The organism is Streptomyces sp. NPDC021356 (genome assembly GCF_040641015.1).
GTDB lineage: Bacteria > Actinomycetota > Actinomycetes > Streptomycetales > Streptomycetaceae > Streptomyces.
On the sequence record NZ_JBFACU010000007.1, the window covers coordinates 35,592 to 55,911 of the forward strand.

The window sequence follows — 20,320 nt, forward strand, 5'->3', positions numbered from 1 at the left end:
CCGCTGTCGTGGGTGTTGAGGCCGGTCACGAGCCGCAGCAGCCGCCCGAGGGAGACTCCTCTGCCGCCGGGCCTGCTGCCGAAGGCGCGGCGAGCTGGACGAGCTGCGGTTCGGGCGCGGCGCAGCAGCCGCCGCCATCGGCCTGCTGGGGGTCGGGAGCGTCGAACAGGCCCGCGCCGCCGCAGACCCCGGTCTCCGGGAGGGTGAGCTCGACGCGGTCGGCGGAGTCGAGGTCGCCGGCGATCGCGGCGACGACGGAACGGACCTGCTCGTACCCGGTCATGGCCAGGAAGGTCGGGGCGCGGCCGTAGGACTTCATGCCGACCAGGTAGACGCCCTGTTCGGGGTGGGAGAGCTCGCGGTGGCCGTGCGGGTAGACCGTGCCGCAGGAGTGCTGGTTGGGGTCGATCAGGGGGGCGAGTTCCACTGGGGCCTCAAGGCGCTCGTCGAGACGCAGGCGGATCTCGGAGAGGAAGGACAGATCGGGGCGGAATCCGGTCAGCACGATCACCTCGTCCACCGGGTCGAGGCGGCGGCCGTCCTCGCCCACCAGGACGAGGCGTCCGTCAGCGTCGCGTTCGAACGCCTCGGTGCGGAAGCCGGTCACCGCGTCCGCGTGTCCGTCGTCGACCGCGGCCTTGGCCGCGAGGCCGAGGGCACCGCGGGCGGGCAGCTGGTCGGCGGTGCCGCCGCCGAAGGAGGAGCCGGAGATGCCCCGGCGCAGGATCCACACCGCGTGCGTCCCCGTGCCGCCCTCGGACTTGGCCAGCTCGGCAAGGTAGGCGAGAGCGGTGAAGGCGGAGGCGCCGGAGCCGATCACCGCGGTGCGCCTGCCCGCGTAACGAGCGCGCGCAGCCGGGCCCTTCAGGTCCGGGACGCGGTATGTGATGCGGTCGGCCGCCGCCTTCTCGCCGAGCGCGGGCAGGCCGCTGCCGCCGGCCGGGGACGGGACGGTCCAGGTGCCGGAGGCGTCGATCACGGAGCGGGCGAGGATCCGCTCCTCGCGGCCGTCGGCGTACTCGACGTGAACGACGAAGGGCTGGGTCTCGCGGTCGGCGTCGACGATCCGGTCACGGCCGGCCCGGGAGACACCGGTGACCGCGGCGCCGGTGCGGACCTTGTCGCCGAGGACATCGGCGAGCGGCTGAAGGTACTGCTCCGCCCAGTCACCACCGGACGGGTACGTCGCCGGGTCGGGGCGCGTCCAACCCGCGGGGGCGAGGAGCTTCTCGGCGGCCGGGTCGACGACCTCGCCCCAGGTGGAGAACAGGCGCACGTGGCTCCACTCACGCACGGCTGCACCGGCACGGCTGCCTGCTTCCAGGACGAGGGGCTCGATGGCGCGCTCGACGAGGTGAGCGGCGGCCGCGAGTCCGACGGGGCCGGCTCCGATGACGACGACAGGGAGCTGCTGGGTGCTCATGATGCTCGGTCTCCTTGAGGGGCGAAGGGTGGTCAGCGCGCGTGGGTGAAAGCGGTCAGCTGGGTGTGCTGTCGGCGTTCGGCCGCCCGGGTGGCGCTGTCGCTGACCTGCGCGCAGCTGTCGCAGAAGCTGACGCCGGCCAGGTGGCGTGCGGTGCGGCGGGCCCGGGCCGCGGTGAGCACAGTACGAAGAGTGGTGGTCACGACGACTCCTTGCTTCGACGTCTGTCGATACACCGGAGCTTGTCACCGGTATCGACGAGTGTCAACATAGACGCATGTCGAAATCAGAGGTCGTAGAGCTGCCCGTCGTGCAGGACGGCGACGTCGTGCCCTGCTGCCCACCGATCACCGCCGGGGAACTGTCCCAAGCGGACGCGGAGAAGATGGCCGCCATGTTCAAGGCGCTGTCGGACCCGGTGCGGCTTCGGCTGTTCTCCAAGGTCGCCTCCCATGCGGGCGGCGAGGCATGCGTCTGCGACATCGCCGACGTCGGCGTCTCCCAGCCCACCGTCTCCCACCACTTGAAGAAGCTGCGCGAGGCCGGCCTGCTGACCTCCGAGCGACGCGGCACCTGGGTCTACTACCAGATCGCCCCGTCCGTGGTGGCGGCCATGGCCGCCATGCTCGACCTGCGCGTCTGACCTGCGCCCCAGCCCAGCAGGGGATCAGTCACCCAGCCGAGCGGGCAGCAGCGCAGCCGGGCTCAGGCGCTCGGAAGCCGTCTCAGTCGTGGCGCACGAACTTGACCGAGGAGACGAGCAGGATCACCGCCGGCACGGGAACGAGCATCAGGTCGGAGAAGACGCCGACCAGCAGCGCGCCGGCGATCGAGCCCGCGGCCATCACTCCGGTGAAGCGAAGGTTGGCAGCCAAGACCGCGAAGCTGCCGTCGCGGCGGTAGCGGGCGAAGGCCACCAGCATGGTCGGCAGCGACACCAGCAGGGACAGGCTTCCGGCCGTCCTGATGTCCAGGCCGGACAGCAGCACGATCGTCGGGATCAAAAGCTCACCCCCGGCCACGCCCGTGATCGCGGCGACCACGCCGATTCCGAAGCCGGCCACGACGCCGCAGGGCACCTGCGCCCACAGCGGCAGCGCCGGCGTTCCCACGGTGGTGAGGTGCGTGACCAGGAGAGCTGCGGCCATGAACACCATCAGTGCCGCCGGCACCTTGTACAGGGTGCCGCTGCGCATCCGTACCGCCCGGCTCGCTCCGGCCCATGCGCCCAGCAGGCTCCCGGCCGGCAGGTTGACGGCGACAGGCCAGTGATCGGCCAGCTGGGTCGCGGACACCGCGGCCAGCCGGGCGGGCAGCGCCACGACGACCACGACGAGGCTCATGGCCTTGTCCAGGATGACCGCGGAAAGCGGTCGCGGCGACGAAGCCGAACACCGCTCCCCGCTGTGCGGGCGGCACCACGGCGGCCGTCGTCATGTAGCGCAGGCCGCGAACCCGAACAGGCCGATCAGCAGGGGATGCCGGAACTCCGCACCGCCGAGGCCGATCATCCCGCCGAGGGCGCCGATGGCCGCGCCCGCGCTGAACACCACGGGCACGGAGCCGGTCCGGCTCACCGGTTGGGGAGGAACGGCGGCCAGCGGCGAGGTCACGTCCGGCAGTTGCGATGATCAAGCCGCGACGCGACACTGGGGAAAGCCACGAAACACGTAGAGCCGCCTTGTCAGTTGTGCGCGCACAGCGCCGCGATCTCGCGGGCGGCGTCCCGCGCTGGGCGCCCCACCCCGATCAGTGTCGCGGACGCCGGGCCGGTCCAGTCGCCGTAACCCAGCAGGTGCAGCCGCGGTTCGTCGACCGCACGAGTGCCTTCGGTCGCGATGCGCCCGCGCACGCCTCGTAGCCGGAGGGGGGCCAGGTGGGACAGGGCAGGACGGAAACCGGTGCACCAGAAGACCGCGTCCGCACCCGTGCGGCTGCCGTCGGCCCATCGGACGCCGTCGGCGGTGAGCTGGGAGAACATCGGCTTCGCGGTCAGGAGTCCGGCGTCACGGGCGGCACGGACGGGCGGTACGGCCACGATGTCGCCCAGCGAGGCGACGCCGCCGGTGTCGAGTGCGCGGCGGCGGGCGGTGGCGACGTCGAACAGGGCGCGGCCGTCGATGTCGTCGGGGAGGAACCGCGGCGGGCGCTGGGTCACCCACGTCACCTCGACGCTGCCGTCCAGGGCAAGGTCGGCGGCGATCTGGGCGCCGGAGTTGCCGCCGCCGACCACGATCACGCGCTGCCCGGCGAAGTCGGCTGGCGAGCGGTAGTTCACGGTGTGCAGCTGCCGCCCGGTGAAGAGGGATCGGCCCGGGACTGCGGGCAGAAACGGCCGCGACCACGTGCCGGTGGCACTGATGACCGCACGGGCCCGCCAGCTGCCGGAGTCCGCTTCGACCAGGAGCCGGTCTGCGTCGCGGCGTACGGCGTCCACGCGGGTGCCGCGCTGGACGGGCAGGTCGTAGCGCTTCTCGTAGTCGGCGAGGTAGCCCACCACGTGCTCGGCGCCCGGGTACGTCTCGCCCGCCTGGGTGGGCATGAGGCGGCCGGGCAGCGAGGAGTGCTCCGCTGGGGAGAACAGGTGCAGCGAGTCCCACATGTGCTGCCAGGACCCTCCCGGCGCCGCATCAGCGTCCAGGATCAAGAAGTCGAGGCGCTGGCGTCGGAGGTGGTAGCCGGCGGCGAGTCCTGCCTGGCCGCCGCCGACCACCACCACATCCGTGTGCTGCGTCACGGGGCAAGAGCCGCCGCGGCGGGTGCCTCAGCTGCAGCGCAGACCCGGCACAGCACCGTCCGCGCCCCGGACTCGACGGGGGCCCCGATCAGGCTGCCCCGGCGCACGTTCCGGGCCGCAACGCGGGCATGCTCCGCGCAGACCCCGGCGCCGCAGCCCTGGCAGACCCCGACGGCGGGGCTGTTGGTCCGTGCGGTGCTGCAGTCGAGGCAGTGCATCAGCTGTCCCTTCCCGGGGTGGTGAGTGTTGCGGGCGTGAACTTCCGGCGCCAGGCCAGCGCGACGTAGACCAGGCCGATCAGGACCGGGACTTCGATGAGCGGTCCGACGACGCCGGACAGGGCCTGGCCGGAGGTGACGCCGAAGGTGGCGATGGCGACCGCGATGGCCAGCTCGAAGTTGTTGCCCGCCGCGGTGAACGCGAGGGTCGCGGTGCGGTCGTAGGCCAGGCCCAGGGCCTTGCCGAGCAGGAAGGTGCCGAAGAACATGACCGCGAAGTAGACCAGCAGCGGCAGCGCGATCCGGGCCACGTCCAGCGGCTGTGAGGTGATGGTCTTCCCTTGCAGGGCGAAGAGGATGACGATCGTGAACAGCAGCCCGTACAGCGCCCACGGGCCGATCTTCGGCAGGAGCTTCGCCTCGTAGTCGGTGCGGCCCATCTTCTGCTCGCCGATGCGACGGGTGAGGAAGCCTGCGAGCAGCGGGATGCCGAGGAAGATGACGACGTTCAGCGCGATGTGCCACACGGACACGTCCAGGCCCTGGCCGTCGCCGAGGTTCAACCAGCGCGGGAGCAGGTCGAGGTAGAACCAGCCCAGCAGGCCGAACGCCAGGACCTGGAAGACGCTGTTGAGGGCGACCAGGACCGCCGCCGCTTCGCGGTCGCCGCAGGCGAGGTCGTTCCAGATGATGACCATGGCGATGCAGCGGGCGAGCCCGACGATGATCAGACCGGTGCGGTACTCGGGCAGGTCCGGCAGGAAGAGCCACGCCAGGGCGAACATCACCGCGGGTCCGACGATCCAGTTGATGACCAGCGAGGAGACCATCAGCTTCTTGTCGCCGGTCACGCGGTCGAGCCTGTCGTAGCGGACCTTGGCCAGGACCGGGTACATCATGACCAGCAGGCCGAGCGAGATCGGCAGGGAGATCCCGCCGATCTCGATCTTCGCGAGCGCGTCGTTCATCCCCGGGATCAGGCGGCCCAGGCCCAGGCCGACGGCCATGGCGAGCAGGATCCACACCGCGAGGTAGCGGTCGAGGGTGGAGAGCTTCCTGACGATCGAGTCGTCCCCGGCCGGGCCGGCACCCTGCGCAGAGGCGGCGGTGGGCTCGGTGGAGGTCACGGGCAGGCCCTCTTGTTCTCGGCGGCGGTGCGGGCCAAGGCGGCGAGTTCGGCGAACTGCTCGGAGAGCCCGGCGAGCACCTCGGGCTTGAGCTTGTAGTAGGTGAAGCGACCGCAGGGCTCGGTCTCCACCAGCCCGGCCTCGCGCAGCACCTTCATGTGGTTGGACAGGTTCGTCTGCCTGGCCCCGGTCTCCTCGACCAGGTGCGTCGTACACAGCGTCTCGCGCGCCAGCAAGGTCACGATCTTCAGGCGGAGCGGATCGCCCAGCACCCGGATCACATCAGGATCGACTGAAGTCAGCATGCACTGATACTGTCACATCATCGCCTGCTGACATCAGCGGGGGCTGAAGTCATCGGCGGCCGGGTTCCGCCATGCGACGAGAGAGAACGATCACCATGGCCGACAAGCCGTCCGTCCTGTTCGTCTGCGTCCACAACGCCGGTCGCTCCCAGATGGCCGCCGCGTGGCTGACCCACCTCGCCGGAGACCGCGTCGAGGTCCGCTCCGCCGGCTCCGACCCCGGCGACCAGGTCAACCCGGCCGCCGTCGAGGCGATGGCCGAGGCCGGTATCGACATCTCCGCCGAGGTGCCGAAGATCCTCACCGTCGACGCGGTCCGCGAATCGGACGTCTGCATCACCATGGGCTGCGGCGACACCTGCCCCGTCTTCCCCGGCAAGCGCTACCTCGACTGGCAGCTGGACGACCCGGCCGGCCAGGGCGTCGAGGCCGTCCGCCCCATCCGCGACGAGATCAAGACCCGCGTCGAGGCCCTCATCGCCGAGATCGACGCGGACCGTGAAGCGTGAGCTCACTGACCGACAGTGGGCTACGTGAGTCATGTGCCCGCGAGCTGCCGGGCGAAGAGCCGAACATCCCGCAGCTACGCTCCAGGGCAAGGACTCCATGCGTGCGCGATGCGTGCGCGGACTGTCCGGCACGAGGCCGCACGGGCCGGATCGAACACGAGGCCGCGTTCCGCTGATCAGGCAGAACAACACCACTCGGCAGCGTCGCGTACCACCCGGCAAGGATTCGATCCCACTCCTGAAGCGGGTGTCGCAGGTTCGAATCCTGCCGGGGGGCATCAGGCGAAAGGCCCCGGACCGACCATGGTCCGGGGCCTTTGACATCTGCTTCCGGCATCGGCGCCGGTGGTCGCTGACGACCAGGGTGCCGCCTGAGCAGGTGGTCCATGGGGCTCTGGGAGTGGCCCAGGGCCTCGGTCACGGCACGGGGTGCTGCTCCAGCCGCCGGCGTTCCGCCTGTCGATCACGGTGACCTACCCTCACGCAGCGGTCGCAGGCTCCTCCTGCGATCCCTTCGAAGCCAGCGCCTTGATCGTCGACCGGTGTCACCCCGCCGTGCGGACCACCCACCGAGGCGACCACACGAAGGGACGAGAGACGCACCGCCGAACAGCTCAGACACACAGCCGAGCAGTCATCGGCCGCCCACCGGAACCGAACGTGATCAACGCGCCTTCACAGCCGCGACGAACGTGCCGTCAGTGCCCTCACCATGCGTTACTCGGCGAAGGCGCTGACGGTTTTCCGAACGTCCGGAGGATGGGGAGACCGCACGGTTCTCAAACCGATGGCCGCGCCGACGCGACTGCGAAGCCGCCCGTCGTCCGGCCGGTGTGGCCGCGGCGGCGCCCATCGCCCACGAGCCCGGACCGGCCCCTCGTCGCGGGGCTGAGCAGTCGAGGTACAGCGGGTGCCGCTCAGGTGTGGTGGCGTCGCCGCTGCGGGTCTTCGCCGCCCGGTACCACCCGGTGCCGCCGCCGCAACGGCTCGTGTCCCGGCGGCGGTGCCGCCCACGGACGCACTGCGGTCAGAGTTCCCATACCTGATCGGGGTCGTCCAGTGCCGCCCGGACCTGAGAGAGGTCTCCGATGTCCGCGAGCGGCGAGCTCTTGGCGATGTCGACGATTCCCCGTACGACGGTGTTCAGCACTTCGCCGTTGCCCTCGTCGAGTGCCCGGTCCAGCCGGGCGAACATCTCCTCGTAGATGCTGCGTCGTTCCGCGAATGCCTGTGCGAAGTACTCCTTGAGGACGGCTTCGGCGGCCCTGATCCGAGCGGTCTCCGTGGCTTCGTAGGCCTCCAGGCGGGATCGCTTGGTGCTCTCCACCTCGTGGATGTGGATGCACTCACGGGTGGCTTCGACCAGCCGGTTCAGTGCGTCGAAGCCGTCCATCGCCCGGACCGAGCCCTTGGCCGCGCTGACGACCTTCCCCACGCGCACCTTGGGTTGTTCAGGCATCTCGGATCTCCTCGGTCAAGGGCGTGTATCTGATGGTGAGGTTCGCGCTGCGCTCGTCCAGCTCGCCCTCGGCGTCGACGATCAAAGTCGCCGCCACGTCGCGGACCGCCATGACCAGTGCCATGGCGCGCTGGAAGCGGACGGCGTGCCTCGGTGGGTCGAACGGCTCGGACTCCAGGAGCTCCAGCGCCTCGAGCGCCCGGGAGGTGAGGGCCGTCAGGAGCTCACGCAACTCCGCCGCGCGGGCGTCGACACCCTTCAGACGGGCGTCCGTTTCGTCGAGTTCGGCAATCGCCACGGCGATTCTCGCCTCGAATTCCTTTGCCCGGGTGAGCGCCTTCGTTCCCTGGCCCTTGAGGACCAGTCCGCCGACGAGCAGCGCGGGACCGACGGTGACGAAGTTGAGCACCGTGGCTCCCAGCGCCATCCCACCGCCGCCCGATGCGAGCGACCCGCCGCCCAGGAAGGCGAGGGTCGCGCTCTCGGCCGCGGCACCCGACAAGCCTGAGATCGCCGCTCCGGTGCTCGCGACTCCGAAGCTGCTCGCTGCCGCCGTGATCCCCGCGCCCGCACCCGCGCCCGCCGCCGCGGATCCGAGAGCCCCGCCGATCCATGCCACCGCGTCGACGTCGAGGCCGCGGAGCCCGGGGATCTCGGTCATGGTGGCGTCGATGCCCTCGACGAGCAGTCGCTCGCTCTCGCGCACCTGTCGCTCGTGGCGCCGCAGGAAGCCGACCATGCGCAGGACGACATCGGCGAACGCCTGCTTCTGCTGCTCCCGCAGTGCCTTGAGGGCAGTGTTCGTCGCTGCCAGTGCGTCCTCGGCCCGGGCCAGGCGCCGCTCGTGGACCTGGGCCGCCTCCTTGAGCCGGCCCCTGGAACGCTTGAGGTCGTGGGCCCCTTTGCCGCCGAGAGCGACCCCGCTGCCGCCGGTCGCCATTCCGACACCGATGAGCACGACTGGTATGAAGAACGGCACTGTCCCCCCTTGGCGCCCCATGGGGCCCCCATGACCCCGCGCGGTCCCGCAGGGTCATACGTTCACATTGTGCCTTGGCCGAGGCCCCCGCGTCCGTCGAAGCTCCGGAGCGGAGGCGGTGCGATGTGGACCCACGGTGGCTCCGACGGGCGGTCGCCTCACAACCCGGCGGCGCGGGACGCCCGGTGGGCCGTCAGCGCCCAGATCACCCATGCGGCCAGGCCGATGGAGATGATCGCCCACAGGGGTTGGTACGGGAGCCAGAGGAAGTTGGCGATGAGGCTGATGGAGGCCATGAAGACGCCCAGCACGCGGGCCCACAGCGCGTCCGTGAGGAGGCCGAGGCCGGTGACCACGGCGATCACTCCCACGACCACCAGGACCCAGCCCCAGGCCGTGAGGTTGAAGCGGTAGACGTAGTCGCCCACGCGCGCGTAGATGGCGTCGGACGCGATGGCCGAGATGCCCTTGAGGATGTCCAGCAGGCCGTTCACCAGCAGCACCACCCCGGCGAACACCGTTCCGCCCGCCGCCCAGGAGCTCGTCCTGCCCTGGTCGGCGGCGGGGTCCCGGGGAGGGGGGCCCGGAGTCTCCGCGTGCTGCGTCATGATGTCGTCCTCCCTGCGGTCGGATGCGTCCACCGTGTGCAGCGGCTGGGCGTCCCACCAGCGGGAGGCCGCCGTACGGGTGAGTCCGGGACGGGGAGAGGGAGGGGGACAGGGAGAGGGAGAGGGAGAGGGGGTGTCACTCCACCTCTATGCCGTGGTCCTCCACCAGTTCCACCAGGCCCCCCGGGTAGCCCTTGCCGCCCAGGACGAAGTCCCAGTCGTCGTTGGCCCGGCGGCGGAAGGAGCCGAGGACCAGGGCGGTTTCGCCGGGGCGGCCGTCGGAGACCTCCAGGCGGCCCAGTTCCGTCAGGGCCGGGTCGAGGAGCCGGACGCAGGCGTCGGTGAAGCCGGAGAGGTCGGCGTCCGGGTCCGCCTCCGGGTCGATCGCGGCGACCAGGACGAGCCGGTCGCAGTGGGCCGGGAGCGCGTCGAAGGAGACCCGGAGGGCCGCCTTGTCCGGGAGCGTGGCCGCGACCGCGCCGACGGAACCGTCCGGGGTCTGCGGGTTGTTGTAGAAGACGAAGTGGTCGTCGTCGAGCACCCGGTCGCCGCGGCAGACGAGCGCGCACACGTCCAGCGCGACGGCTCCGGACCAGGACATGCCCAGGATGTTGTAGTCGTCGGGCGCCGGGGCGGCGGGTGTGCGGGCCGGGGACGGCCGCGCCGGGGCCGGGGACGGGCGGCGCTCGCCCAGTCTGCCGCGCAGGCCGTGCCGGTGGAGCAGGTCGACGAGTTCCGTGCCGGAGACCAGTTCGAGCGGCTTGCCGCCCGCGAACGTGTGCGAGCCGGGGCCGAACTTCGACGTCGTCACCAGGACGCCCTTGTTGGCGCCCTGGTCCTGGACGGTGCCGTACAGGTCGCGCACGGCCGTGGGCGGCACCGTGTTGCGGTAGCGCTTCACCTGGACCACGATCCTGCCGCCCCTGATCGGGGCGGGGTCCAGCGCGTCGACGTCCACCCCGCCGTCGCCCGAGCGCTGGGTCGTCACGGCCTGCATCCCCATCGCGCGGAACAGGTCGGCGACCAGCGACTCGAAGGCGATCGGGTCCATCGTGTACAGGTCCGGTTCGTCGTCGCCCTCGCCGCCGTGGGTGACGACCCGGCCGCCGTCGCCGACGTCCTCCGGCCGCCTGCCGGGGCGTACGGCCGTGAGCTGGTCGGGCCGGGCCGTCAGCAGGCCCCTGAGCGCGTCGGTCAGGCAGCTGACCGGGTCCACCTGCTCCAGGTGCAGCCCGCCGAACGTCGACCGCGGCGCCATCACGGTCGCCAGGGGGATGTGCCCCTGCCGGCCCGTCGCCGGGTCGTGGGCGTCCACAAAGCCGTTCAGCGCCACGGACTCCAGCGCGCCGAACGCGTCCGCCGCGAAGAGTTCGTGCAGCACCAGCAGCACGCACTGGGCGACGACCTCCCGGTACAGCGCCCGGCACTGGGTCACGGGGCGCGCGCTCTCCTTGTCCTCGTCCGAGGCGGCGACGTAGCGGACGGACTTCACCGCGGGGACGACGTCGTAACCGGGCAGCTCCCAGTCCAGGACCAGTTGGCCCGCCGGTGCGTCGTAGGCCGCCGAGAGCTGCCGGGGGAAGCCTTCCGGCCAGGCCGTCGACGCGTAGAGCGCGGCGGAGAAGTACTCGACCACGGAGTCCGGGTCACGGCGCCGTACGCCCTCCGTGATCTCGGCGACGCCCGCGTTGTGCCGGCGCACCCGGGCGAGCTGGGATTCGGCCCACTGCTCGTACTCCCGCCGGTAGGCCTCCAGTTGCTGCTGCCGCCGGGCCTCCGCGGCCTGGGCGGCGTACCAGTCCTGCTCGAACCTGGCACGCGCCTCGGCCTCCGCCTGGGCGCGCCGGCCCGCGGTCCAGCCGCCCTGCGCCTGGTACTGGTGGGGTTGCGGCATGGGTACGGGCTGCGCGAGCGGGCCCGGGGCGAAGGGCGCCACCTCCTCGGCGCGCAGCAGCGAGGCGGCCGTGAAGGCGGGCCCGCGGCAGCCCGCGCCCAGCAGGCCCTGCAACGCCGCGACCTGTGCGTCCAGTTCGTCGGTACGCCGCCGGGCCTCCGCCTGCCGGTACTGCCGGTGGTCCTGGGCGGCCCGGCGCTGGTAGGCCTGCGCCTGCCGGGTCTGTTCGCGGCGCCGCCTGTCGTCGGCCTCCCGCTGGCGCTGCTGCTGCCGCTGCGCCTCGGCCCAGACACCGGCCAGACCAGTAGAGCGACGACTCATGCCCGAAGGCCCCCTCCCCGGCGCCCGACCCGGCACCGCCAAGCGTCACCGGCCGCCCCCACGGCCGGTTCACCAGGCGACTCTATCCCGCGGCAGGGCGAGCCATCCCGCGGTACGGGGAGTCCTTCTGCCGCGGTCAGGGGGCCGGGGCCGGGCGGGACCGCTCCCCCGCGTCCCCCACCTCTCCCGCCTCTCCCGTCTCCCCCGCACCCGCCCCCGCCACCGTGCGGGTGCGCCGGGCGGCCGCCGCCAGGGCGAGGGTCACGGCGGCCGACGCCGCCGCCAGTGCCGTCATCGCCGCCGCCGGTGAGGTGACCTGGGCGACCGCGCCCGCCAGGGACGCGCTCACCCCCTGGAGGGTCAGCATGCCCGCCGAGTGCAGGCCGAGGGCGTGGCCGCTCAGTTCGGCCGGGGTCAGGGCCATCAGCCGCTCCTGCTGGACCAGGCTCGCGCCGAACCCGACCGAGGCGAGCGCCACCAGGCAGGCGGCGACCGGTACGGGCGGGTGCAGGGCGAAGAGCAGGTACGGCGCGGCCAGGAGCAGCAGCAGGGGCGTGGCGGCCCGGCGGCGCGGGACCGGCGGCAGCAGGCGGCCCACCGTGAGGTCACCGGCGAGCATGCCGAGGGCCGCGCAGGCGAAGAGGGTGCCCGCCGCGCCGGGGGCGTAGGACACGTACAGCGCCTCGCAGCCGACCACCAGGCCGTTGGGCAGCCACAGGCCCAGGTAGGTCAGGCGGCGCGGGCGGTCCGACCACAGCCGGCCGTTGGTGCGCCAGGTCGCCGCGACGGACGGGCGGCCCGCAGCGCGGGGCGGGCGCCGGCTCAGGCCGAGGCGGGCGGCCGCGGCCGCCAGCGCGTACAGCGCGGCCGACAGCAGCAGCGACGGGCGCGGGGAGACCAGCGCGACCAGGGCGCCACCGACCCCGTACCCGGTGATCTGCATGACGCCGCTCATCATGTTGAACAGCGAACGCCCCAGCAGGTAGCCGTCGTTGCCGCCGGACGCGAGGATCTCGTTCAGCAGGCCCCAGCGGACGCCGCCGCCGAGCGAGGCGACGAGGCCCTGGACGAGGACGACCGCGAAGACGGCCCAGAGCGGCAGGCCGGGCAGCGCGAGCACCGCCGTGCCGGCCGCGAAGGCGAGCGAGAGGCCCGTCAGGGCGCTGCGCGGCGGCAGCCGGTCGGAGCCCGACAGGAACAGGGTGGCGCCCAGTACCTGCGCGAGGGAGGACCCGAACATGCTCACCGCGGACAGCAGCGGTGAGTCGGTGGCCCGGTAGACGAGGGTGCCCAGCGCCAGGCCGCTCATCGTCTGGGCGGCGGTCTGGGCGGCGGCGGAGAGGAAGAGCGGGGTGAACTCGGGGGTGCGGAACAGGTCCTGGTAGCTGCGCATGCGCCGGAGTCTGGGCCGGGGCCGCGGGCGCTCGTTATTGTTTCGCGCCGACGCGAAACGACGGGGCGGCAGGGGCGGACATGGGCTGGTGGCAGGTCAACGCGGACACGCTCGCCGGGAGCCGGTTCGTGCTCTCGCCGCTCGCCGAGACCTTCGCGAGCCTGATCCTGCTGCACAAGGGGGCGGGCGGCTACGGCGGCGGGCACCCCGGCGAGCGGGCCTGGCTCCGCGCCCACCTGCCCGCCTACCGTGCGCGGCTGGCCCGGGACCCGGTCACCGCGCTGCTCGTTCGGGCGGGGCTCGGCCGGGAGTGGATCGCCGACTTCCTCACGCCCACGCCCCGGGACGGGGAGTCCTTCGCCGAGGGGGTCGCGCGGGTGCGGGCCGCCGACCCGGCCGCCGCCCGCGCGCACCTGCGGACCTCGCTCGCGGGAGCCGTCCCGGCGGAACTGGAGCGGAACGACCTGCCCGACCGCGCGGCCGCACTGCTGGAGTGCGTCTGGACGCAGACCGTACGGCCCTCCTGGGACCGGCGGCGGCGCGTCCTGGAGGCGGACGTCGTGGCGCGGACCGCGCAGATGGGCCGGGGCGGCTGGGCGGCCGTGCTGGACGCCCTGCGGCCGGGGACGCGCTGGCTCGGCGAGAACCGGTTCCAGGTCAATCTGCACGAGTACCCGCCGCGTGAGATCTCCGGCGCCCAGCTCCTGTTCGTGCCGGTGACACCGCAGCACGGCTGGGTGTCGTGGGACGAGTCCGAGCGCCGGTACGCCGTCGTCTACCCGTGCGCGGGTGTCCTGGCCGCCGGTGCCGGCGGGCAGCGGCGGCGCTCCACCGTCCCCGCCGCGCTCGGGGCGCTGCTGGGCGGGTCCCGGGCCCAGGTGCTCGCCCTGCTCGACTCGCCGCTGAGCACCACCCAGCTGACCGCCGTGACCGGGCAGGCGCTGGGGTCGGTCGGCCGGCACCTGCGGGTGCTGCTGGACGCGGGGCTGGTGGAGCGGCGCCGGGCCGGGCGGTCGGTGCTGTACTCCCGCACGGGCGCGGGCCAGGTCCTCGTCACGGCCGCCTCGGGCACCGGGACGGAGGGGAAGCCGGTGACAGGGCCTAGCATCCCGGCATGACCACTGAACACAGCAACGGCGGCGCCGCCCCCCAGGGCTCTCCCCTCGATGTGGAGATCGGCGCCCTCCAGGGCGGTCCCGCGGACCTCGGGCAGTACGCGGGGCAGGCCGTACTCATCGTGAACGTGGCGTCCAAGTGCGGGCTCACCCCGCAGTACGCCGGACTCGAGAAGCTCCACGAGCGCTACGCCGGCCAGGGCTTCACCGTGCTCGGCGTGCCCTGCAACCAGTTCATGGGGCAGGAGCCAGGCAGCGCGGGGGAGATCGCCGAGTTCTGCTCGGCGACGTACGGCGTCACCTTCCCGATGACCGAGAAGGCCGAGGTCAACGGGGAGGGCCGGCATCCGCTCTACGAGCGTCTGGCGGGCTTCGCCGACGCCGGCGGGCACAGCGGTGACATCCGCTGGAACTTCGAGAAGTTCCTCGTCGGGCGGGACGGCACCGTCGTCGCCCGGTTCTCACCGCAGACCGAGCCCGACGCGCCCGAACTGGTCGCGGCCGTCGAGGCCCAGCTCGGCCGCGCCGTTTGACCTTGCCCCTGGGGCAGGGCCGAGTCTTCCGGTCACCGGGCGGAACAGACCGCCCGGTGACGGAGGATGGCAGGGTGGACGGGAACGACGGGGACGCGGAACTGCTCACCATCGGCGCGTTCGCGGCGCGGTCCCGGCTGTCGGCGAAGGCGCTGCGGCTCTACGACCGCCTCGGGCTGCTGGCGCCCGCGCACGTCGACGAGGCCAGCGGCTACCGCTACTACCGTGCCTCGCAGACCGAGCGAGCCCGGCTCGTGGCGCTGCTGCGCCGGCTGGACATGCCGCTGGCCCGGGTGGCGGAGGTGGTCGCGGCGGTGGAGGTGGACGGCGCCGAGGCGGCCGGCCGGCTCGCCGCGTACTGGGCCGGCGTCGAGAGCCGGGTGGCCGGGCAGCGGACCCTCGCCGAATACCTCCGTGTACGGCTGTCGGGGAGGAGTTCCGATATGTACGGGAAGTTCGTGGTCGAGACGGTCGACGTGCCCGAGCGGGTGGTGATCACCGAGACCCGGCACACGCTGGCGGGCGAGCTGCCCGCGTGGATCGGGGCGTCGCTGACCCGGCTGGAGGGCGCGGCGCGGACGTGCGGGGGTGTCACGGCGGCGCCGTACGTCGTCTACCACGCCGAGGTGTCCATGGAGAGCGACGGTCCCGCGGAGTCCTGCGTGCCGGTCGCCGACGAGCGGGCCGCACGCGCCTGGGCGGCGGCCGGGGGGCGGTCCTGGCAGACGGCGGTGCGCGTCGAGCCCGCCCGGCGGCTGGCGTACACCCGGATCACCAAGGCGCAGGTGGCCCATCCGCAGATCATGGCCGCCTTCGAGGCGGTGGAGCAGTGGATCGCCGCGCGGGGGCTCACGCAGGCCGGGCCGTGCCGCGAGGTGTACGTCGCCGACTGGGACGCGGCGGGGCCGCAGGACCCCGTGTGCGACGTGGCCTTTCCCCTCAAGTGAGACGAGGTGAGCCGGGGCGGGCCGCGGTGCCTGCTCCGCGGCCCGCTCCTCACTTCGCCGGCTTCAGCTCGTCCGGGCACGGGGTGCCGCGCGGCAGCCGGTAGGGCGCCGCCAGCCGGTACGTGCCCGTCTCCGGCGCGAGCAGCATCGTCCACCTGTCGCCCTTGGCGTCCTGCGGTGTCTCCGCCAGGCACCCGTTGACGTTGTCGAACGTCTTCGGCGTGCCCTTGAGCCGGTGCTTGGACGCCTCGGTCTCCTGGGGGGCCTTGAGGCTCTTGCCGTGGTCGTCGACGAGGCTCAGCCAGGGCGAGTACGGGATGCGGATCAGCACGCGGCCCGGCTTGCGCACCTCGATGGTCAGCTCGCCCTGCTCGGCGCGGTCGACGACCGCGTTCGGCTCGGCCAGCGGCGTGGAGTCGGTGACCTTGAACAGCTGCCAGTTGGCGTCGCCCCACACCTGGCTGAGGTACGGCATGCCGCGCTGCACCAGCGCCCGCTCGCGCTGCCCGCCGTCGCCGTCCGGTTCGCCCTTGGGCAGCACCACGTAGTGGACCGCCCAGCGCTGGAGCCACTCGTGGTAGTTGGCCGAGTTGAGGGTGTCGTCGTAGAAGAGCGGGTTGCGCTCCATGTCGGCCTGGCGGTTCCAGCCGCGGGCGAGGTTGACGTACGGCGCCAGCGCGGACGCCTCGCGGTGCGAGCTGGCCGGGACCACCTCGACCCGGCCCTTCGCCGCGCCGACCTTCTGCAACTGGTGCACCAGCGGTGCCAGCTCGCGCGACCAGGAGGCGGCGGGCGCGGTGTGCACGATGTCGTCCACCGTCTTGACGCCGATCCAGACGCCGAAGCCGACCAGGGCCAGTACGGCCGCGTACCACCTGCGCGAGCGCGGCACCGTGAACGGCAGCGCCGCCACCAGCACCGTCCCCGCGAACAGCATCGCCAGCCGGGTGATGTTGGAGCCGATCTGGGAGCTGATCACCCAGACCCCGACCACCGCCAGCGCGTACACCCAGGCGGTGATCCGGACCGTCTTCCACTGCCGGGGGACGAGAACGGCGGCGAGGACGGCGTACAGCAGCGGCAGGGACGCCGAGCCGAAGCCCATGGGCTGGGTGCCGGAGAAGGGGAACAGCAGCGCGGAGACGGCCACCACCACGCTCGGCGCCACGCCGAGCGCCCAGGCGCCGGGGCGGCGCTTCTGGAGGAACAGGGCGACCGCGACCAGGCCCACGAACAGGCCCGCCACGGGCGAGCCCATGGTGGCGAGCGCGGCCAGCGGGGCCGCGACCAGTGCCTTCGCCCCGCGTTTGTGGCGCCAGCGGTGCGGCCAGCAGAAGACGGCGGCGACCGCGCCGAGCGCGAACATCGTGCCCAGGCCGAACGTCACCCGGCCCGATATCGCGTTGCACAGCAGCCCGAACACGCCGGCCAGCGCCGCCCACAGGGGGTTCCTCACCACGCGGCTGCGGATGAGGATCAGGGTGAGCAGGCCCGCGGACACCGTGCCCGCGATCATCATCGTGGTCCGGACGCCGAGCACGGACATCAGGTACGGCGACACCATGCTGTACGAGACGGCGTGCATGCCGCCGTACCAGGCGAGGTTGTACGCCGAGTCCGGGTGCCGGCCGACGAACTCGGCCCACGCGTCCTGCGCGGCGAGGTCACCGCCGCTGTTGGCGAAGGTGAAGAACCAGACGATGTGCAGCACACCGGCCAGGCCGGTGATCGAGAGGACGGGGTGCTGGAGCATCCGCTCCCGCAGCGCCATGACGGCGGCCCGCCCGCGCGGCCACCGGGAAGCGGGGACGGCCGCGTCGTCCTCGGAGCGGCCGGGGGCGTCATCACCGCGCGCGGCCGGGGAATCACGTTCCGTGTCGGTCGTGCGCGAACCTATTCGCGGGCCGGCTCCCGGGCCCGGATCGGCGTCGTCGGCGCGTGTCGGCTCCGCAGTGGCCACCTGAAGGCACTCCCCGTGTCCCGTCCTCTGTTCGCGGCCTCGTCCCACGACCGGTGACGTGCCCGATTCGTGACGCTAGCACGCACCCCGCCGGGGAGCGCCCGGGTGGGGCTCCCCGACGGGGTGCGCCAAGGCTCGCGGATCTCCCGGCACCCGGGGTGCCGGGTGCCCGTCAGCCGAGGCGGGTCAGCTTGTCCGTGAAGCCGGGCTCGCTGAGGTCCTTCTGCAGGGCGACCGGGACCTTGACCGCGCCGCTCGCGCCGCCGTCGCCGACGGTGAGCGTGCCGACCTTGGCACCGGCCTTCGCCGAGTGCGGCACCTGGTCCGGGGCGAAGGACACCTTCACCTTGGAACCGGCCCAGCCGACCGCGGTGACGTCCTCGGTGACCACGACCGGGGTGTGACCGCCGAGCTGGTCGTCCACGTACCCGACGACGTCGCCCTTCTTGAGGATCTTCGCCGAGGCCAGCGCCTCCTTGGCGGCCTGGAGGGCGGTCTTGCTGACGTTGTTGACGGTCGTCAGGATGGGGCTCTTGCGCTGCCCCAGGATCGCGCCGACGACGGTGACCGTCTGGCCGCCGACCTTCTTGCGGGCGGCGAAGAGCAGGTTGCCGCCGGCCGCGGTGGTGCTGCCGGTCTTGATGCCGATGGCGCCCATCCGGTACGGCAGCTCGTTCCAGTTCGGCCAGTTCTTGCCGGAGGGGTCCGTCCAGCTGGCCGCGCTGGTGATGGCCACCAGCGCCGGGTTCTTCACGACCTGGTCGCCGAGCTTCACCTGGTCCTCGGCGGTGGAGACGGTGGTCTTCGTCAGGCCGGAGGGGTCGGTGTACGTCGTGTTGGCCATCCCCAGTTCCTTGGCGGTGGCGTTCATCTTCTTGACGAACGCCGCCTCGGAACCCGCGTCCCAGCGAGCGAGCAGCCGCGCGATGTTGTTCGCGGACGGGATCATGACGGCGGACAGCGCCTGCTTCTCGGTGAGGGTCTGGCCGGCCTTGACCGTGTTGAGGGTGGACTCGTCACCGGTCTTGTCGTAGCCGCCCTCCTTCTCCGCCTGCGGGTCGATCGTGATCTTCGGCCCCTCCTGGCCCACCTTCAGCGGGTGGTCGCGCAGGATGATGTACGCCGTCATGGTCTTGGCCACCGACCCGATGGCCACCGGCTTCTGCTCGCCGAAGTGGTCCATCGTGTCGACGCCGTCGACGTCCATCCAGCCCTGGCCCTCGTTCGGCCACGGCAGGGTCAGCTTGGTGCCGTCGAAGGTGAAGGTGTCCTTCGCGGTGAGGGCGAGGGCGGGCGAGGGCAGCGGGCGCAGCGCCTGCACGACCGCAAAGATCACCACGAGGAGCAGGACCAGCGGGGTCCAGATCTTCACCCGGCGCACGGTGGTGCGCAGCGGGGTCTGAGGCGGCGGCGGCGTGTTCGTCAGCTCCGCCAGCAGGTCCAGCGGGGGCTTGGGGGGCAGCGGCTGCTGGGTGGTGGGTTCGAAGCCGGGCCGGTGGTTGCGGGCGGTGGGGGTGGGGGTCACCGCGGGCGCGGTGGGCGCCGCCTGCGCGGTGGACGCGGTGGACGCGGTGGGCGCGGTGGGCGCCGCCTTCGGGGCGTCGTCGAGGGGCTTGAGCGCGACGAACTTGCTGGTGCGCTCGGCCTCGGACTCGGCCGCGCGGGACCCGGGCGCGGGCTTCGGGGTGGACTTGGCGTCGCCCTTCGGTCCGTCCTTCGCGTCGCTCTTCGCGTCGCTCTTCGCGGCGCCCTTCGTCCCGCCCTTGGCGTCGCTCTTCGTCCCGGTCTTCGGTGCGCCGCCCAGCTTCAGCAGGGTGGTGGGCTGGTCGACGGCGGGCCTGGGCGTCTTGAAGACGGCGGTGGGCTGGTCGACGGGGGGCCCGGCCGGGGTCCTGGCCCCGGGTGCCTCGGCCTCCGGCTCGGACTCCGGCTTCGACCCGTCGTCGGGCTCGGCCTCGGGCGCCTTGGGATCCCCGGCCTCGGGCGCCTTCGCGACTTCGCCGTCCGCTTCGGGCTCGGAGCGCTTGCCGTCCTCCCCGTCCTGGTTGTCCGGAGTGTCCTTGCCGGTCTTGCCCTCGGGCTCGGCGTCGCCCGCCGCCTCGGCCGCCTCCACGCCCTCGTCGGCGTCCTTGGCGTCCGCGGCGTCCTCGGCATCCACCCACGCGGCCACTGCCGCCCGCAGGCGTGTGTCACCCGAGGTGGCGGCGCGCTCGCCTGCGGCCTCCTGCTCGCCTTCGCCCGCGCCCTCCTCGCCGTCCTCCGCGCCGGAGTCCGCCGCACCGGCGCCCGCGCTCTCCTCGACCTCTTCGGCCGGCTCCGAGCCGTTGCCGTTGCCCTTGCCCTCGTCCTCGCTCTTGTCCTCAGCCCCGCCGTCGGCCCCGCCCCGGGGCTTCCCCGAGCCGTCGGACTTCCCCGGCTCGTCGGACTCCGTCACCACGCCCCGCACCGAGAGCACCCGCGTGGCCGTGTCCACGCCACCCCGGCTCTCCGACGTGCCGGACGACCTGCCGGAGGGCGTACCGGACGACGTACCGGACGACGTACCGGAATCCCCGGGCTCCCCCGCCACCGTGAGGCGAGGGTCGCGGGCATCGCGTGCCTCGCTCCTGGCCCCGGGAACCGGACCCGCGCTCCCCGACGTCGGTTCTGCCGACGACTCGTGCTGCTTCGACCTGTCGGGGGACTCGCCCGCCACCGATGCCTCCTCTGTGCCGCACGCCCCGCGTGCCGCTACGAACCGTGAACCGCCGCCCGCACGACAGCCGTACCGTCCGGCCGGACCAGTGGCCGTA

Annotated in this window: 20 protein-coding genes; 5 read left to right on the forward strand and 15 right to left on the reverse strand. The window is 72.7% G+C overall.

Translation table 11 applies throughout. The features are described 5' to 3' along the window. Nucleotides 1-25: 25 nt before the first annotated feature. Both AB0G56_RS10980 and AB0G56_RS10985 read right to left on the reverse strand, forming a co-directional pair. Nucleotides 26-1,423 (reverse strand): NAD(P)-binding domain-containing protein, encoded by a 1,398-nt coding sequence (locus AB0G56_RS10980; protein ID WP_360966936.1) that lies wholly within the window; start codon nt 1,421-1,423, stop codon nt 26-28. 32 nt (nt 1,424-1,455) lie between these two features. Further along, nucleotides 1,456-1,626: a hypothetical protein gene (locus AB0G56_RS10985; RefSeq protein ID WP_360966939.1), complete on the reverse strand. Its 171-nt coding sequence runs from the start codon at nt 1,624-1,626 to the stop codon at nt 1,456-1,458. A gap of 74 nt (nt 1,627-1,700) precedes the next feature. Here AB0G56_RS10985 and AB0G56_RS10990 point away from each other — a divergent pair, with 74 nt between their 5' ends. Further along, on the forward strand, nt 1,701-2,066 hold the full coding sequence (locus AB0G56_RS10990; protein ID WP_360966941.1) for a metalloregulator ArsR/SmtB family transcription factor: 366 nt from the start codon (nt 1,701-1,703) through the stop codon (nt 2,064-2,066). A gap of 82 nt (nt 2,067-2,148) precedes the next feature. Here the strand turns inward: AB0G56_RS10990 and AB0G56_RS10995 are convergent, their stop codons facing one another. From AB0G56_RS10995 to AB0G56_RS11020, 6 genes are all read right to left on the reverse strand, one after another. Then, the gene (locus tag AB0G56_RS10995) at nt 2,149-2,766 is read right to left on the reverse strand and encodes a sulfite exporter TauE/SafE family protein (protein WP_360966944.1); all 618 of its coding nucleotides are present in this window, start codon (nt 2,764-2,766) and stop codon (nt 2,149-2,151) included. A gap of 90 nt (nt 2,767-2,856) precedes the next feature. Then, on the reverse strand, nt 2,857-3,036 hold the full coding sequence (locus AB0G56_RS11000) for a hypothetical protein (RefSeq protein WP_360966947.1): 180 nt from the start codon (nt 3,034-3,036) through the stop codon (nt 2,857-2,859). A 71-nt stretch (nt 3,037-3,107) separates the two neighbouring features. After that, nucleotides 3,108-4,160: an ArsO family NAD(P)H-dependent flavin-containing monooxygenase gene (locus AB0G56_RS11005; protein WP_360966950.1), complete on the reverse strand. Its 1,053-nt coding sequence runs from the start codon at nt 4,158-4,160 to the stop codon at nt 3,108-3,110. After that, nucleotides 4,157-4,378, reverse strand: coding sequence for a DUF2180 family protein (locus AB0G56_RS11010; protein ID WP_360966952.1), 222 nt, complete (start codon nt 4,376-4,378; stop codon nt 4,157-4,159). Before AB0G56_RS11010 ends, AB0G56_RS11005 begins: the two co-directional genes overlap by 4 nt. After that, nucleotides 4,378-5,505, reverse strand: coding sequence for an ACR3 family arsenite efflux transporter (arsB, locus tag AB0G56_RS11015; RefSeq protein ID WP_360966955.1), 1,128 nt, complete (start codon nt 5,503-5,505; stop codon nt 4,378-4,380). The genes AB0G56_RS11010 and arsB overlap by 1 nt, the downstream gene beginning before the upstream one ends. Then, nucleotides 5,502-5,810, reverse strand: a complete 309-nt coding sequence (locus AB0G56_RS11020; RefSeq protein ID WP_360966958.1) for a metalloregulator ArsR/SmtB family transcription factor — start codon at nt 5,808-5,810, stop codon at nt 5,502-5,504. The genes arsB and AB0G56_RS11020 overlap by 4 nt, the downstream gene beginning before the upstream one ends. 95 nt (nt 5,811-5,905) lie before the next feature. Here AB0G56_RS11020 and AB0G56_RS11025 point away from each other — a divergent pair, with 95 nt between their 5' ends. After that, nucleotides 5,906-6,319 (forward strand): arsenate reductase ArsC, encoded by a 414-nt coding sequence (locus tag AB0G56_RS11025; RefSeq protein WP_360967639.1) that lies wholly within the window; start codon nt 5,906-5,908, stop codon nt 6,317-6,319. A gap of 1,027 nt (nt 6,320-7,346) precedes the next feature. On the opposite strand, the gene AB0G56_RS11030 is transcribed toward AB0G56_RS11025, so the two are convergent. The 5 genes from AB0G56_RS11030 to AB0G56_RS11050 form a co-directional block, all read right to left on the reverse strand. Further along, nucleotides 7,347-7,778, reverse strand: coding sequence for a hypothetical protein (locus AB0G56_RS11030; protein WP_360966960.1), 432 nt, complete (start codon nt 7,776-7,778; stop codon nt 7,347-7,349). Then, on the reverse strand, nt 7,771-8,736 hold the full coding sequence (locus AB0G56_RS11035) for a hypothetical protein (RefSeq protein ID WP_360966963.1): 966 nt from the start codon (nt 8,734-8,736) through the stop codon (nt 7,771-7,773). The genes AB0G56_RS11030 and AB0G56_RS11035 overlap by 8 nt, the downstream gene beginning before the upstream one ends. A gap of 179 nt (nt 8,737-8,915) precedes the next feature. Then, nucleotides 8,916-9,365, reverse strand: coding sequence for a hypothetical protein (locus AB0G56_RS11040; protein WP_360966966.1), 450 nt, complete (start codon nt 9,363-9,365; stop codon nt 8,916-8,918). Between the two features lie 136 nt (nt 9,366-9,501). Further along, nucleotides 9,502-11,580, reverse strand: a complete 2,079-nt coding sequence (locus tag AB0G56_RS11045; protein ID WP_360966969.1) for a restriction endonuclease — start codon at nt 11,578-11,580, stop codon at nt 9,502-9,504. A gap of 136 nt (nt 11,581-11,716) precedes the next feature. Beyond that, nucleotides 11,717-12,973, reverse strand: coding sequence for an MFS transporter (locus tag AB0G56_RS11050; protein WP_360966972.1), 1,257 nt, complete (start codon nt 12,971-12,973; stop codon nt 11,717-11,719). A gap of 80 nt (nt 12,974-13,053) precedes the next feature. On the opposite strand from AB0G56_RS11050, the gene AB0G56_RS11055 reads away from it, so the two are divergent. The 3 genes from AB0G56_RS11055 to AB0G56_RS11065 are packed head-to-tail and all read left to right on the forward strand — an operon-like array spanning nt 13,054 to nt 15,568. Beyond that, on the forward strand, nt 13,054-14,091 hold the full coding sequence (locus tag AB0G56_RS11055; protein ID WP_360966975.1) for a winged helix-turn-helix domain-containing protein: 1,038 nt from the start codon (nt 13,054-13,056) through the stop codon (nt 14,089-14,091). After that, the gene (locus tag AB0G56_RS11060; protein WP_360966978.1) at nt 14,088-14,621 is read left to right on the forward strand and encodes a glutathione peroxidase; all 534 of its coding nucleotides are present in this window, start codon (nt 14,088-14,090) and stop codon (nt 14,619-14,621) included. The genes AB0G56_RS11055 and AB0G56_RS11060 overlap by 4 nt, the downstream gene beginning before the upstream one ends. 56 nt (nt 14,622-14,677) lie before the next feature. Further along, nucleotides 14,678-15,568 carry a MerR family transcriptional regulator gene (locus tag AB0G56_RS11065; protein WP_360966981.1) on the forward strand — a complete coding sequence of 297 codons (891 nt, stop codon included), beginning with the start codon at nt 14,678-14,680 and terminating at the stop codon, nt 15,566-15,568. Nucleotides 15,569-15,617: 49 nt separating this feature from the next. Here AB0G56_RS11065 and AB0G56_RS11070 read toward each other — a convergent pair whose 3' ends face one another. Beyond that, a complete protein-coding gene (locus tag AB0G56_RS11070; protein WP_360966984.1) occupies nt 15,618-17,528 on the reverse strand; it encodes an MFS transporter in 1,911 nt (636 codons plus the stop codon). A gap of 172 nt (nt 17,529-17,700) precedes the next feature. Next, a complete protein-coding gene (locus tag AB0G56_RS11075) occupies nt 17,701-20,223 on the reverse strand; it encodes a D-alanyl-D-alanine carboxypeptidase (protein WP_360966987.1) in 2,523 nt (840 codons plus the stop codon). Between the last annotated feature and the right edge of the window lie 97 nt (nt 20,224-20,320).